We start from the raw sequence: 14,967 nt of genomic DNA on the forward strand, positions 1-14,967 counted from the left end.
TCAACGGCTCAGGTCATATGACCGCCCGCCAGCAGCGAACGTCACATCCGGTATCACTCTTCAGCAATGCCTGTTTTTTCTCACAACCGTGGGTTGCCAATGGACATCTGTCACGGAAAAAGCAGCCCTGGGGCAACGTTCGGTTTCCCGGTAGCTCAGTTTTACGTAACACCAAATCTTCCGCCAGCGGTGCGCCCGTTTTAGGGACCGAGTCCAGCAATAATCGTGTGTACGGATGGGCGGGGTGAGTGAGAACCTGTTGGGCATCGCCCAGCTCAACAATTTGCCCGAGGTACATCACCGCCACACGGTCGCTCATATGGCGGACCACCGACACGTTGTGCGATATCAATACGTAGGTCAGATTTCTGCGTGCCTGGAGCGACACCAGCAGGTTGAGAATTTGCGCCTGTACGGAGATATCCAGCGCTGAAGTGGGCTCATCGAGGACGATAACATCAGGTTCTGACGATAACGCCCGGGCAATAGCAATTCGCTGGCGCTGCCCGCCGGAAAACGCGTGCGGTAAGCGGTCAAGATATTCAGGACGAATGCCCACCTGTCGTGCCAAATCCTCGGCAAGCATGCGTCGTTCACGCTCCGGGCTCCGTTTTTGGATCCACACCGGCTCGGTAATTATCCGCCACACCGGTAAGCGCGGATCCAGCGATGAAAGAGGGTCCTGAAAGACCATTTGCATCCCGTTATGCTGTTTTTCACCACGGCGAGAATAGCTTCCCTGACTGGGTTTCAACATGCCCATCAGCAGTTGCGCCAGCGTACTTTTTCCACAGCCGGATTCGCCAACAATCCCCAGTGTTTCACCCTGGCGAATCTGTAAATCCAGACCGTTGAGCGCATGCACTCGTTCCGTAATCTTGCCAAGCCAGTTTTTACGCGCAGGAAAGTTGACATGAACATCCTGCAGCGCCAGTAAAAAATCAGACATGTGTTGTCTCCAGTTGCGGATACCAGCAGGCAGATTGTTGATCCGCGCCTCCCTGATTACTTAACGCAGGCGTTTCTTCACAACGAGGACCGGCGGCAAAGCAGCGCTCGCGAAACGCGCATCCGGCAGGTAAGCAGGTTAGGTTCGGCACGGTACCGGGAATGGCTGGCAGCAATGCGCGCGGTTCGCCGTGTTCCGGTGCACATTTCAGCAAACCGATGGAATAGGGGTGCGTCGGGCGTTGAATAACGGTTTGCGTCGGGCCACTCTCAATCACGCTTCCGGCATACATGACGTACAACCGGTCGCATAACTGTGAAACCACCGCCATATCATGACTGATAAATAACACGGCTGTTCCGCTGGCGCGCGCTTTTAACTTCAGCAAACGCAGCACCTGCAGTTGCACCGTGACGTCCAGTGCGGTTGTCGGTTCATCGGCAATGATAAGCTCCGGCTCGCACGAAAAAGCCAGCGCAATCATCACGCGTTGGCGCATCCCGCCGGAAAGCTCAAACGGAAAACGTTTCATGACCTCCGGCGCATCCGGGATTTGCATCTCTTCGAGTAGAGCGACGGCTTTCTGGCGGGCATCCGTGCGGCTTAACGCCTGATGATGGCGGATCACTTCCACCATTTGCTGGCCGATGCGGCGAGTCGGATTCAGTGCCGTCATGGGCTCCTGAAAGATCATCGCGACGCGCGCGCCGCGCCATTGGCGCATTTGTTTCTCACTGGCGTTGAGCACATCTTCACCCAGCAGCGAAACGCGTCCCTGGTGAATACGATAGCTTCCTTCCGGTAGCAGACGCATGGTGAGCATCGCGGTTACGGACTTACCGGAACCGGATTCACCCACCACGCCAACGATTTCTCCGCGGTTGATGTGCAGTGATACATGGTTCAGCGCGTGCACATCAGCTTTATAGCCGGGAAAACTCAGATGCAAATCTTCGATTTCCAGTACGGGTTGTGTCATGACTGTTTTCCTCCGGCTTTCGGATCCAGCAGATCGCGAATACCATCGCCAAAGAGATTAAAGCCCACGGCGGTAATCAGAATGGCGGCGCCGGGAAAAGCACAATACCACCACTGATCAAGCACGTAATTGCGGCCAATTGCGACCATCGCGCCCCATTCAGCGCTGGGCTGCTGGGCGCCCAGACCGATAAATCCGAGCGTGGCGGCCATCAGGATCGCACTGCCGATATCCAGCGATGCCTGCACAATGAGCGGCGGTAGAGAATTGCGTAAAATGTGCCAGCTAATCAGATGCCAGCGTGAAGCGCCGTAGGTCCGGGCAGCCTGTACATAAGTAAACTGGCGTACCACTAACGTCTGACCGCGGGCGAGGCGTACATAGAAAGGGATACGGACGATTGCAATCGCCAGCATGGCGTTAAACAGGCTGGGGCCCAGCGCGGCGGCCAACGCCATCGTCAACACCAGCGAAGGAATTGACAGCATAATGTCCATCATCCGCATAATTATCGCGTCGGCCCGCCCGCCCATGACACCCGACAAGCAGCCCAGCAGTGATCCCAATCCCCCGGCGATACCCACCACCACCAGGCCTGCAACGACAGATTGCTGACTTCCTACCAGAACGCGGCTGAACAGATCGCGGCCGACTTCATCGGTTCCAAACCAGTGAGCGGTTGACGGGGGCAGCAGGCGCGCACTCAAATTGATGGCATTCGGATCGTGGGGTGTTATCCACGGCGACAGCACCATCAACAGCAGTATCAGTATGATGATGACCCCGCCAACCAGCGTCAGCGGGCTACTTTTCATCATCCAGAACAGCCTGGCCCAGTCCGTGCGGCGGCGTGCTGTCTGATGGGCGGTCGGTGTTTCTTGTGTGAGCATCATTCAGCACCTCCACGTCCAATTCGAGGGTCTACCCACAGATAGAGTAAATCCACCACCAGGTTGACCAGCACATAGGCGAACGAGACCACCACCGCAAATCCCATTACCGCCGGGAAGTCGAGCGCCTGAATTGAGGTCACCACCCAGGCGCCCATGCCTGGCCAGGCAAAAACCGTTTCGGTTAATACCGCACCGTAGAGCAGATCGCCCAGCGCCAGGCCGAGGACGGTGATTGATGGGATGAGTGCGTTAGGCAATGCATAGCACAGCACGATGTACCAGCCAGGTAACCCGCTGGCGCGGGCGGTACGAATGTAATCTTCACTCAGTTGCTCCAGCATGGCGGAACGAATCTGACGGGCAACGATCCCGAGATGTACAAAAGCCAACGTCAGCGATGGCAAAATCAGGTGCTGAAGCGCATTGAAAAAGACTTCGCCGTTGCCTTCCAGCAGTGCATCAATCAGGTAGAAACCGGTGACGTGAGCAGGTGGATCCAGCCAGTCGTCTAAACGTCCGCCGCCGGGTAAAATTTGCAGATGGCCGTAAAACAGCACGATAACCCCCAGCCCCAGCCAGAATGCAGGTGTGGAGATACCGGTAATTGCCATTAGCCGAACAAGGTGATCGAGCCAGCGGTTACGCCAGACCGCAGATAAAATACCCAACGGGATACCTATCACCAGTGCCAGCAACAAAGAGCAGAAAGCCAATTCAAGGGTCGCGGGAAAGAAGATGCGCAGCTCATCCAGTACCGGACGCCCGGTGCGAATGGAGGTGCCTAAATCGCCGTGAAAAATGTCGCTGACATAGCGAAAAAACTGGATATACAGCGGCTGATTCAGCCCCAGCTGTTGGCGAATATTTTCGACAATTTCATCGCTGGCACGGTCGCCCGCCAGCAGCCGCGCGGGGTCGCCAGGTATCAGGTGTGAAATAATAAAGGTGATTACGCAAACACCGATAACCACCAGAATAAGTCCCCAGCATCGCTGGCGTAAAATACTCCAGAACGTCATTAGCTTCCCCTTGCGGAGCCAGAGCGGCTCCGCATAAACGTGGCTTATTTACTCATGGTGGAGATATTGAAGACCTGTTCCAGCATGGGGTTGAATACAAATCCTTTGACGTCTTTGTTCATCGCCAGCTGATGGTTTTTCTGGAATAAATAGACGTAGGCAGCTTCATCAATCACGATGGTTTGCGCCTGCTGGTAGTCATTGGTTCTGGCCACCTGATCGGTCGTGGCCAGCGCACTACGCAGCAGCTTATCGACCTCACCGTTTTCATAGAACGAACGGTTACCCGGCAACCCTTTCTTATCTGACTCAAACCAGTAGTTCATAAACATGTACGGGTCGGCAAAATCCGGACTCCAGTTGCCAATGGCAATGTCGTAGTCTCCTTTGCCCACGCGGTCACGCATGGTGGCGTTCGCCAGTTTTTCCAGTTTCACCTTAATGCCCAGTTTGCCAAGGCTTGCCTGGGTGGCGAGCGCAATAGGTTCCCAGTTAGGGTCATTATCGGAATACAGGAAGCTCAGGCTTTCAGGTTTGGTGGCAACTTTGTCCAGGGCCGCTTTGGCTTTGGCTTCATCAAAGCTGTACTGCATGGCCTTATCGTCAAAACCCCACATGCCTTCCGGGATCGGGCCACGCATTTGCTTTCCATTGCCGCTCAGGATCCCGTTGACCATGCCTTTATAATCGGTGGCCCACGAGATGGCGCGGCGTAAATCCACCTGATTGAGCGGGGCTTTACTGTTGTTGAGATACAGATAGGTCACGCGCAATGAGGGATAATCCGCCACGTTCACTTTGCCTTCCTGTTTTAAAGCGGCAAGCTGGTCAACAGGAAGCGCATCGGCAATGTCGATATCACCACGCGACAGTTGCAGGCGACGAGAGGCGCTTTCACCAATGATTTTGACTGAGACGCGCTTAAATGTCGGTTTCGCCCCGGGATAATGCGGGTTCGGCACCAGCACCAGTTGTTGTCCTTTTTGCCAACTCTTCAACATGAAGGGACCAGAGCCTGCCGTGTTCTGCGCAAGGAATCCGCGAGCATCGTCTGCGGCATGCTCTTTTAAGATGGCCGGGTTAATGATTGAGGCACCGTCATTTGCCAGCGTATACAGAAACGGGGCAAACGGCTGGCTGAGAGTAAATTTCACCGTGTTGTTATCAATAACGTCGACCTTCAGATCCTTCGGGAAAGCCTCCGCCGGTCCCTGACCAATTTTGAGCAAACGTTCAAAGGATTGCTTTACCGCATCTGCTGTTACCGGTGTTCCGTCGGCAAATTTGGCATCGTTTTTCAGGGTAAACGTCCACTCTTTCTGATCGTCAGAGGCTTTCCAGCCGCTGGCTAAATCACCTTCAACTTCCGTGGAGCCTTTACCTCCGTCGGTTTTGTATTGAACCAACCGCTGGTAAGAGGGATAGGTGACCGTCCAGTCGTTGTTATCGATGGTCACGGCGGGGTCGAGCGTCTGCGGATCGGCGGCTTTACCAATCACCAACATATCTTTGGGAACGGCAGCCTGTGCGGCGGGCAGGGCAAACGCTAACGCAACGGCTATCAGAGCGGGGCGGAAAAACGTGTTTAACGCAGGTGTAGTCTTCATAACCAGGCTCCAGAATTAAAGGGGATGTTGTGTTGTTATAGGCGTGACAGTGTAACAATTTATTTGATCGTCAAGCAGCGGGTAACGGGCGGCATCAGGTAATTCAAAATGCCACCATTCGCTGTTAATCCCGACAAAACCGCCTCCAAACATAATGGCATTAAGCAGTAGGCGGTTACGCTGCGCTGCCGGGGGAACCGAGGGGTGCCAGGCATGGGAACGGTCGTGCATTTCATCAAAACCGGCCCCCATATCAAGAAGATGGCCGCGATCGTCCATTAACGTAACGTCAATGGCCGTTCCGCGACTGTGATTGGAACCAATTGCAACATCGACAACATACTGTGGGTCGGGACAGGCATTCCACAGTATCGCCTGCGCCTGCTGGGGGCGATACGCGTCGTACACCACCAGCGACAATCCCGCCAGTTGCGCAATGCTGATGCTTTTAGCCAGCGCGGTTACCGCCTCGGTATGCAACAGGCAACGCGCTTCCCGGTAGATAGGTGCGCCGGTAATGTTGTCGGCAGTAGCGTATTTAAGATCGATATGCAGCGACGGAAATATCACCGACAGATCGACCAGTTCTGGGAGTTCTGACATAGCACGTTTCCTGATTATTGTTCGAATTGACCAAATTGTTGTTGTAACTGGCGATTGGTTTGCAGGCGTCCTGCGAGGGCGTCACCCAATTGCGCCACCACCGCAGAAAGTAATAAGTTGAACAGACAGCTCACCGGTGCCAGTGAGTCCCAGAAATGTCCGGTGTCGGTTTTTACCTGAAGTGAATCAATGGAATAATCCCTGGCCCATGGGCACCACACATCGGTAATGAGCGCCAGCGGAATACAGCGTTCTGTGGCGACGCGGCAATATTGTCGCGAAATAGCGGAGTAGGCGCGCATATCGGTAATAACCACGTAAGGCTGGCTGAATCCCGAGTTCAGCGACTCAACCCAACTGCCGGAAAGGCCTTCGGAGTAGCTGACTTTAGGTCGCAGGTATTCCAGGTGACTAAAAAAGGCGTTGGCGATCCCGCGGGTAGACTGGATCCCGAGGATGTAAACGGCTTCCGCATGCGCCAGCTGCTGTGCAATGCGTAGAAATGTCTCACCCTGAGCAAGTTGATAGACGTGGGTAATAGCGTCGATCTCCAGCCACGCGCTTTTCGCTGGGCGTCAGCTGGCTAAAGGTTTGCTCTATGCGGGTAAATAACTCTGGTTTGGCTGTCATTACCTTCTCGCTGTTAGTTGTCTGTCAGATTCCGTATCTCTGTTAGCGAATTAACAATGCAGGACGCGTGCCATGTCAGTAACAACGGCTCGCCGGGCTACTCTTGTTAAATCTCATTCCATATTAATTAACCAATGATCAACATTTGTGCAGCGTAGTTCAGTTTTGGTGCAACGGCAGGGGAAGCGGGGTATGAATCTGCTGATTTCGTCGTAACGATCACATTGTGGACAACATTTATCCCTCAGACATAAGAATCAGTAATGGGAAATATAAATTTCAGCCATATCAATAACCGCAATCTTTATTCTTATAACGGTAAGGGTATTATTTTTCACGAGCTACATTAACGGTGTTAAGCGCAAGTGTAGATATTATTAATATTATACATGGAGTACTACAATGAATAAATTCTCCCTTTCTACAGCAGGTATTCTGGTCGCAGCGCTGTTAACCAGTGTCAGCGTCAATGCAGCAACAGATAACGCTAAAACTGAAGTGACTCCGAAAGGCATGAACTGCCAGGAGTTTATTGATTTGAACCCACAAACTATGGCTCCGGTGGCCTTCTGGGTGCTCAATGAAGACGAAGACTTCAAAGGTGGCGATTACGTAGACTATAACGAAACCGTTACGACCGCAGTTCCTCTGACCGTTGAACTCTGTAAGAAACATCCGCAGAGCGAATTAAGCAAAATAAAAGACGAAATCAAAAAAGAATTATCCAAATAAGATTAAGTTGTTATTAAAACCCAGCCAAAGTGCTGGGTTTTGTTATTTGTGACGCTGTCACTTATTTGTTTTGCAATACTTAAGAAAACTTTATAAAGATATAAACGCCTGTGCCGATACTGGATAAAAGTTAGCCTTTTGCAGAAGGAGTTTGTATGGCCTGGTATCCTACTCGTATTTCAACGCGTTTAACCATCGGCGGCATTCTGCTGCTTGCAGTAACGACCCTTGTTATCGTTGTAATTATGCTCTGGCGCGGTCAGCCGCGTGTCGTTGAAATCAACACCGCCCTGATCGAAGAAACAGGGCAAGGTTTAACCCGTCAGTTGAGTACCGTATTGTCCCGAATTGAAGGTGAGACCGTCAGTCTGTCGCGACTGGCTGAAGTGTTGCCTAACGATGAATCTTTGTACCAAAGCGTCGTTCCGCATCTTATTGGTGAAGGTAAAGACTCGATTATTACCGGCGGGGGCATCTGGCCAGAACCAGACGCCTTCACCGCAGGTGTGGAGAAAAGAAGCTTTTTCTGGGCGCGGAATGCTGAAGGAAAGCTGGTATATTCCAACGACTATAACGTCGAAGGATCAAGTGGATACCACAATGAAAGCTGGTATCAGCACGCCAAAGGGCAATCACAAAACAACTGCCTATGGTCTGATGTTTACCAGGATGCCAGTTCTGGCGTCAACATGGTGACATGCAGCGTGCCTTATCAACAGGCGGGCAAGTTTGCCGGTGTCGCTACCACCGATATCCGTCTGGATAACGTCGCCACTTTCATGCAGCAGCAGGGAAACAGCACCGGCGGTTACGCGTTTGTGGTAGACAAGCAGGGACAAATTCTCTATTTCCCGCAGGCCGACCTGGCCAAACATAAAACCATTAACGATTTGGCGCAAAGCGCGCAATGGCTTATCCCGGTGCAAGACGGTCTGAAATCTTTACGCCCGACAGATGGGGTGAAGACTATCACGCTGGCAAACGACAACGTCCTGAATACAGCGTCACAGGTAATGCTGTTCCCGATGCCAGATACCGGCTGGGTCGTAGGGCTTGCGACACCAGAATCACGTATTGTCGGCCTTGCCAAAGTGATGATGCAGGACGTTCTGGAAGTATTGATCCCTATCATGACGCTGTTGCTGGTGGGATCATGGCTGGTGGTTCGTCGACTGATTTCACGTCTTGATGATACTCGTCAGGCACTTGATGACATCGCGCAGGGAGAAGGCGATCTTACCCGTCGGCTGGATGTTCGTGGCAAAGACGAGATTTCGGCTATCGCCGAGGCGTTTAACCTGTTCGTCGATAAAATCTCGGCCATCCTGATCACCGTCAGAAGCAGTAGCACAGTGGTGGCGAATAACGCTGTTAGCCTTGCTGACAGTAATATGGAGCTTTCATCTCGCGTAACGCAGCAGGCCGCTGCGCTGGAAGAGAGTTCGGCGGCTATGGAGCAGTTAAATGCGACCGTTCATCAAAACGCCAGTAATACACAACTGGCGGATGAGCTATCCGATAGCACCGCGCAAACGGCCAACCGCTGCGGCGATGTGATGCAGGGCGTGATCTCTACGATGGATAACGTCAGCGCCTCATCTGGCAGAATGGTGGAAATTGTCGCGGTCATCGACAGCATTGCGTTCCAGACCAATATTCTCGCCCTGAATGCCGCGGTTGAAGCCGCCAGAGCAGGTGATGCTGGCAGAGGGTTTGCCGTCGTGGCCTCCGAAGTGCGCACGCTGGCTCAGCGCAGTGCCACTGCTGCCCAGGAAATTAAAGCGTTGATTGATGAATCCGTTTCTCATGTAGGTAGCGGAAGTCAGCAAATCCACACTGCCGGCGAACGTCTGGGAGAACTGGTCAGCAATGTGCGTCAGGTGCGCCAGTTGATGGGGGAAATACGCGTTGCGGGTGAAGAACAACGTAAGGGCGTTTCCGAAGTTACGCTCGCCGTTACCGAAATGGACAGCACCGTTCAGCAAAACGCCTCATTAATTGATGATGCCGCAGCACGGACGCAGGCGCTGAAAGAGGAGGCGGAACAGCTGGCAATGCTGGTTTCGTCATTCAGACTACCTGAACCTTCCGTTGCCTGATAACGACATCATATCCGGGTGCAGACCTTGTGCCCGGATAATTCCAGTATAATGGCCCTTAAGTAAGATTTTCCGGTTTAACTCCCTTTTATTGTGTCTTATAAGATTTTGAACTTCACTTCACTTAACTCTATAATATTGTGTGTAAAGTCGTTTTTATCCCAATAAGAGCCAATATTATGGATTTAACGCTAAATACTGCAGCTGATATCGTCAAACTGCTTTGCGACAGATTACGTAAAGAACGACTCGCGCGGCAAATGACGCAGGCTGATGTTGCAGCGCGTTCAGGTGTCGGTGTGAATACCGTTTCAAATCTGGAAACAGGTAAGAATGTAGGATTTGAGAATCTGGTCAAAGTCGCAATGGTGTTAGGCTATGGCGATGCACTGGAGGGGTTATTCAAACCCAGGATTGATAGTCTGGATGACATTTTGCGTTACGAAAAGAGCGCAACGCGCCAGCGGATCAAAAGGAAAAATTCTGATGCCTGAACAAGTTGATGTCTTCTATGAAGGTTGGGGTGAAAAATGGCTGTGGGGAAAACTGGTGTCTTCCACAGCCCTGACCGGACGTCCGTTGATCGCCTTTGAATACAGTGAAGATGCCTTACGTAAGGGCCTGGAACTGTCCCGACTGATGTTACCGCTGAACGGTCCCCGTTTGCGCAGGGATTTCCCGGCTCATCAGTTGGGATTACCCGGACCGGTCTATGATTCACTACCTGACGGCTGGGGCATGTTGTTGATGGACCGATTATTTAAACGCCGCGGACTCAACGCAGCACGCATAGGTCCATTAGAGCGTTTAACCTGGGTCGGCAACAACGCGATGGGCGCCATGACATTCCAGCCCGTTCAGTCAGATGTCGAGATGCTGTCAAAAGAGGATGTTCCTCTCGAACAACTGGCCGCTGAGGTTCAGGAAGTCCTGAGCGGCGAAGGCGGGGAATTTTTGCAAAAACTGCTCCAGATGGGCGGTTCGCCACAAGGAGCAAGGCCTAAGGCGCTACTTTATCGTGACACTGTCACGTCTAAATTCACCACGATGCCGCTATCCGGGAGCGAAAGCTGGCTGATTAAATTTCCCGCCAGGCATGAGCATGCTGAGGTATGTGCCATCGAAGCGGTTTATGCTGAATGCTTGCGCCAATGTGGGATCACCACGCCCGATACGGCGTATTTCAATCTGCCCGGCGGACAGGCGGCATTTGCCACTCGCCGTTTCGACCGTGACCAGTCGACACGAATTCCTATGCAGAGTCTGGCAGCACTTACCGGGGCAAATTACCAGATCCCCGGTGCTTTAGACTACCGGGATTTTCTGCGCGCCACGCAGATTTGTACCAATGATGTCAGAGAAAAGGCAAAAGCGTTTGAGCGCGTGGTTTTCAACGTGGCTTTTAACAACCGCGACGATCATCCGAAGAATTTTGCCTATTTAATGTCAGCCGATGGAAACTGGACTCTGGCTCCGGCTTACGATGTCACCTGGTGCGAAGGGCCTGGTGGGTATCACCAAATGGACGTGCTGGGAGAGGCGCTGGATATCGAAAGAAAGCATCTTCAGTCGCTTGGCGTTCAGGAAGCTGAGTTATCTGCTGACCATGTGAACGGCATAATCGAAAAAATCTGTCACTTTGCCACGGCATTGAGCGCTATCGCCAGGGACAAATACCCCGATCAGATAACGCAATCCACGCTGAAGACGATTCAGAAACAAATTGATGATAATGTCCGCCGGTTAATGTCCCGGTAACGCAGATACAGCCGCTACACTTAGCGAAGAATTAAATCTGAGTGGGGCAACGTTATGGCTGAATTTGTCTTGAATATGCTGCAACACACACCGGTTTGGGTGTATCTGCTGTTTATCTTTCTACTGTACCGAGGGATTAAAGCCAGAACGCCCGCCACGGTTACGCTGGAAAAGCTGGCGCTGATCCCCGCTATTTTTCTTTTCTGGGATATCTACGATTTAATCACTTATCGCGACCCGACCCTCATTACGTATATCCAGTGGGCGATAGGTATTATCAGCGGCGCAATAATTGGCTACATGTTGATTAACCCCAGTCGTTTGAGTCGCAGTAGCGCACCGCGGAGTATTCAGCGTCCGGCAGATTATTCTGCATTGCCATTTATGCTGCTGGCATTCGGCGTTAAGTACGTACTTGGCGTACTTAACGCCATTGCCCCCGACGTTTTACATCAACCCGCAATGAGCGCTCTGGCTATCATTGCAGGCGGCATATTCGCCGGCGTTTTTGTGGGGAAATTTACCCGTTACGTGAGCGTCTGGCTCAGGCTTCCCGCTCAGGACAACCATTAACGTCCCCAACGATTGCGAATATAGGTCACGGCTTCCTGCGTTTGCGGTTGATTAAGGTAATCTTCGCGAAACAGGATCGTGCCGTTGATGTACGGTTCGGATTCGTTTAGATCGAGCTGCTTTTTCAGCTCCGGTACACCGCCTTTGACCGTCCAGTCTGGCTCTTTTCTCGATGGTTCACCGACTTTATACAGCGCTACACCAATGTAGAGGCGAGTGTTGGTTGATTTCACGACATCTGCCCACCATTTTGCCAGCACATCGTAGCGCGCTGCGTCGCGGGCAAAAGGCCAGTAGAGTTGCGGCGCGATGTAATCCAGCAAGCCTTGTTGCACCCAACGGCGGGTATCGGCATACGACTCATCATACGCTGCTGCGCCGCGCGTGTCGGAGCCAGCCGGATCGTGCGAACGGTTGCGCCACACACCCGCAGGGCTGACACCAAATTCAACCTCAGGCTTGAGTTTCTTGATGGTCCGCGATACCTGGGCAATCAGCCGTTGCGTGTTATCGCGACGCCAGTCCGCTTTGGAAGCGAATCCCTGGCCGTATCTTCTGAAGGTCTGGCTGTCGTTGAGCGCAGAGCCGGGAGATTCGGTATAGAAGTAATCATCAAACTGCACGCCGTCAACCGGGTAGTTCTCAACCACTTCCGCCACGACGCTGGTTATCCAGTCACGCACGTCGGGAATTCCGGGGTCTAACACAAAACGCTCGCCCGCGGTGCGGATCCAGTCCCGATGCAGGACGTATACGCTGGACGGTGTTTGTGACAACGTGCTGTTTAATTCAGTGACCGTCGAAGGTTTGGTGTTTACGGACACGCGATAGGGGTTAAGCCAGGCATGAACTTTCATTCCGCGCTTATGCGCTTCATCGAGCATAAACTGCAGCGGATCGTAACCCGGATCCTGGCCAATCGTGCCGGTCAGGGTATCTGACCACGGTAGAATCTTTGACTTCCACAATGCGGTCCCATCGGGCTTAACCTGGAAAAAAACGGTGTTAATACCCAGCCGTTTCAGGTTGTCCAGCTTATCCGTCAGCGCTTTTTGCTGCTGGCTGATGCGCACGGCAGGCGAACTGATGTTCACGGATGAGATCGGCGGCCAGTCAAGACGTGAAACTGTCGCCAGCCAGATCCCGCGCACTGGCTCCTTGCTCTGCTGGGGTTTGCTCACCGGAGGTAGCGGAGTGGTTTTGGAGCCGGGCGGTTGTGAAGAACAGCTGCCAAGTAACAACATACTGCCCACGAGCACAGCAAACCATTTCATGTTGGTCAGCGGTAGTCTGGCACGAGAACGGGCGAGAATCTTCGCCAGTTTTTTCTGATAATTTCCTGAAAAGAAACCGGATGCTGCCATCTGATTTTGCTCTTATTTCTTCTTATTACGGCTGTTAGCCCAGGGGTCGAAGGCCGGTTCGGTGGTGTTGTTTGAGGACTGGTCATGCAGCGAATCAAGGTACAGCGCTTCGACTTCTGCCCGCGCCCACGGCGTACGGCGCAGAAACTTCAGACTGGATTTAACGCTCGGTTCATTTTTAAAGCAGTTGATATTAATGCGTTGCGCCAGCTCGGCCCAACCATAACGTTCAACCAGGGCATTGACCTGCATTTCTAGCGTCACGCCATGTAAAGGGTCTTTAGAATTATGAGCATTCATATGAAGTCCAGTTCAGTGGTTCCAGATTTTGTCAGTAGTGAGACGGGAAGAAGGTTACAAGAAAGCAAAGCTGCCAGCAACGGCAGAAAGCGGTATGGCGCGACAAGCCGTACGCCATACCGGCAATGGATGGATCAATACTCTTTAAAAGCCAGTTCCAGACGGGCAATCAACGGTTTAAACAGGTAACTCATCAGGGTTCGTTCACCGGTCTTGATCGTCACGCTGGCGGGCATTCCCGCTTTAATTTTGTAATCGCCCAACAAACGCGCGCCCTCTGCTGAAACCTGTACTTCCGCAAGGTAGTAAGGCTGCTGAGTGGCTTCATCAATTAAACGGTCCGCAGAGATAGTCAGAACCCGGGCCGGAACCGACGGTAACAGCGCGTGGTTAAGGGCAGGGAATAGCACATCAACGGTTAAACCGGGGACCAGTTTATCAATGGCATGCACGGGTATTTTGGCATCGATTTGCATCGGTTGTCCGGCGGCAACGATATCCATAAGATGCTCGCCGGGTTGAATGACGCCGCCCACGGTACTGACTTTAACATCCAGCACGATACCGTTAATCGGTGAGCGGATCTCGGTGTTATCCAGCTCGTGACGGGTGGACACCAGTTCATCCTCCAGCATTGCCACTTCTTTTTGGTTTTCCGTCAGTTCAGACTCAACTTCACGTAAATATTGATGACGCACCTGGTAGGCTTTAATTTTTAATTCGTTTTGCTGCGATTTCAGTTTGGCAATGTTAAGAATATCTTCTGAAACGCTGCCAGATATTTCCGCCGCCTCGCGCTCCAGCACCAGTAATTGCGCTTTGGGATAATAGTTTTTTTCACTCAGCGCACGAATAGCCCCTAACTCCCGGTTAATCAGAGAGAACTGGTGGTCGCGATAGCCTTTTATTTTATTGAGATTATCCGTCTGACCTACCAGACCATCGAGCGTTTCCTGAATCATCGACAGTTCATCCTGAACCGTTTTGCGACGGGTATCGAAAAGTTTGGCCTGCAAATTTCTGACTTCTGCCAGCCTTTTATTGCCAGACAATTGCTGCGTTAGCGTAGTATTAAAGACGATCGCATCGAGGCCATCGCGTTCTGCTAACAGGCGATCTTCGATACTTTTTGCAGAGATATATTGGGCATTTAACGCGCTGAAACGCATTTCAAGCTGCATTTTATCCAACCGGACGAGGACCTGATTTTTCTTCACCAATTCGCCTTCTTTGATAAAGATATCCGTTACCCGACCGCCGCTCAGATGCTGAATGGTTTTGCGGTTACTCGATACGGTTACCGTACCATCGGCGACCACGCCCGCATCTAATGGAGCTTGCACTGCCCAGAGGATAAAACTACCGACACCAAGCACAATGACAATCACGCCCCGGATAATCGGCGACCAGATATTGGTATCTACGCCAGCAGAGGCCGCGTTCTCAGATTTCTTTTTCATC

14 protein-coding genes and 1 pseudogene are annotated in these 14,967 nt (G+C 52.2%); 5 read left to right on the forward strand and 10 right to left on the reverse strand.

Annotated features, from left to right (window positions below):
• Positions 1-13: 13 nt before the first annotated feature.
• The 7 genes and pseudogenes from OGY83_RS04930 to OGY83_RS04960 all read right to left on the reverse strand — a co-directional run.
• Positions 14-949: an ABC transporter ATP-binding protein gene (locus OGY83_RS04930; protein ID WP_286635382.1), complete on the reverse strand. Its 936-nt coding sequence runs from the start codon at positions 947-949 to the stop codon at positions 14-16.
• A complete protein-coding gene (locus OGY83_RS04935) occupies positions 942-1,928 on the reverse strand; it encodes an ABC transporter ATP-binding protein (RefSeq protein WP_079937897.1) in 987 nt (328 codons plus the stop codon). Before OGY83_RS04935 ends, OGY83_RS04930 begins: the two co-directional genes overlap by 8 nt.
• Positions 1,925-2,821 carry a D,D-dipeptide ABC transporter permease gene (gene ddpC, locus OGY83_RS04940; RefSeq protein ID WP_286635383.1) on the reverse strand — a complete coding sequence of 299 codons (897 nt, stop codon included), beginning with the start codon at positions 2,819-2,821 and terminating at the stop codon, positions 1,925-1,927. The genes OGY83_RS04935 and ddpC overlap by 4 nt, the downstream gene beginning before the upstream one ends.
• Positions 2,818-3,840, reverse strand: a complete 1,023-nt coding sequence (locus OGY83_RS04945; RefSeq protein ID WP_123267195.1) for an ABC transporter permease — start codon at positions 3,838-3,840, stop codon at positions 2,818-2,820. The genes ddpC and OGY83_RS04945 overlap by 4 nt, the downstream gene beginning before the upstream one ends.
• Positions 3,841-3,884: 44 nt before the next feature.
• Positions 3,885-5,447: an ABC transporter substrate-binding protein gene (locus OGY83_RS04950; RefSeq protein WP_286635384.1), complete on the reverse strand. Its 1,563-nt coding sequence runs from the start codon at positions 5,445-5,447 to the stop codon at positions 3,885-3,887.
• Between the two features lie 15 nt (positions 5,448-5,462).
• Positions 5,463-6,050, reverse strand: coding sequence for a D-alanyl-D-alanine dipeptidase (gene ddpX, locus OGY83_RS04955; protein WP_191235363.1), 588 nt, complete (start codon positions 6,048-6,050; stop codon positions 5,463-5,465).
• A gap of 14 nt (positions 6,051-6,064) precedes the next feature.
• Positions 6,065-6,604, reverse strand: a pseudogene (locus tag OGY83_RS04960) (MurR/RpiR family transcriptional regulator); the annotation flags it as partial.
• A gap of 478 nt (positions 6,605-7,082) precedes the next feature.
• Between OGY83_RS04960 and hdeB the strand changes: the two are divergent.
• The 5 genes from hdeB to OGY83_RS04985 all read left to right on the forward strand — a co-directional run bounded on the left by hdeB (position 7,083) and on the right by OGY83_RS04985 (position 11,842).
• Complete coding sequence (gene hdeB / locus OGY83_RS04965; protein ID WP_003019999.1) at positions 7,083-7,412, forward strand: acid-activated periplasmic chaperone HdeB; 330 nt, start codon at positions 7,083-7,085, stop codon at positions 7,410-7,412.
• Positions 7,413-7,567: 155 nt separating this feature from the next.
• Complete coding sequence (locus tag OGY83_RS04970) at positions 7,568-9,511, forward strand: methyl-accepting chemotaxis protein (RefSeq protein ID WP_194210922.1); 1,944 nt, start codon at positions 7,568-7,570, stop codon at positions 9,509-9,511.
• Between the two features lie 179 nt (positions 9,512-9,690).
• A complete protein-coding gene (locus OGY83_RS04975) occupies positions 9,691-10,005 on the forward strand; it encodes a helix-turn-helix domain-containing protein (RefSeq protein WP_123267191.1) in 315 nt (104 codons plus the stop codon).
• Positions 9,998-11,269 (forward strand): type II toxin-antitoxin system HipA family toxin, encoded by a 1,272-nt coding sequence (locus OGY83_RS04980; RefSeq protein WP_194210923.1) that lies wholly within the window; start codon positions 9,998-10,000, stop codon positions 11,267-11,269. The genes OGY83_RS04975 and OGY83_RS04980 overlap by 8 nt, the downstream gene beginning before the upstream one ends.
• 54 nt (positions 11,270-11,323) lie before the next feature.
• The gene (locus OGY83_RS04985) at positions 11,324-11,842 is read left to right on the forward strand and encodes a hypothetical protein (RefSeq protein ID WP_194210924.1); all 519 of its coding nucleotides are present in this window, start codon (positions 11,324-11,326) and stop codon (positions 11,840-11,842) included.
• Here OGY83_RS04985 and OGY83_RS04990 read toward each other — a convergent pair.
• From OGY83_RS04990 to OGY83_RS05000, 3 genes are all read right to left on the reverse strand, one after another.
• On the reverse strand, positions 11,839-13,206 hold the full coding sequence (locus OGY83_RS04990; RefSeq protein WP_286635385.1) for a glycoside hydrolase family 10-like protein: 1,368 nt from the start codon (positions 13,204-13,206) through the stop codon (positions 11,839-11,841). The genes OGY83_RS04985 and OGY83_RS04990 overlap by 4 nt on opposite strands.
• Before the next feature lie 12 nt (positions 13,207-13,218).
• Positions 13,219-13,506: a VF530 family protein gene (locus OGY83_RS04995; RefSeq protein ID WP_286635386.1), complete on the reverse strand. Its 288-nt coding sequence runs from the start codon at positions 13,504-13,506 to the stop codon at positions 13,219-13,221.
• A gap of 134 nt (positions 13,507-13,640) precedes the next feature.
• Positions 13,641-14,966: an HlyD family type I secretion periplasmic adaptor subunit gene (locus OGY83_RS05000; protein WP_079937887.1), complete on the reverse strand. Its 1,326-nt coding sequence runs from the start codon at positions 14,964-14,966 to the stop codon at positions 13,641-13,643.
• Position 14,967: the final 1 nt, after the last annotated feature.

The organism is Citrobacter sp. Cpo090 (assembly GCF_030332665.1).
GTDB classification, from domain to species: Bacteria; Pseudomonadota; Gammaproteobacteria; order Enterobacterales; family Enterobacteriaceae; genus Citrobacter; species Citrobacter portucalensis.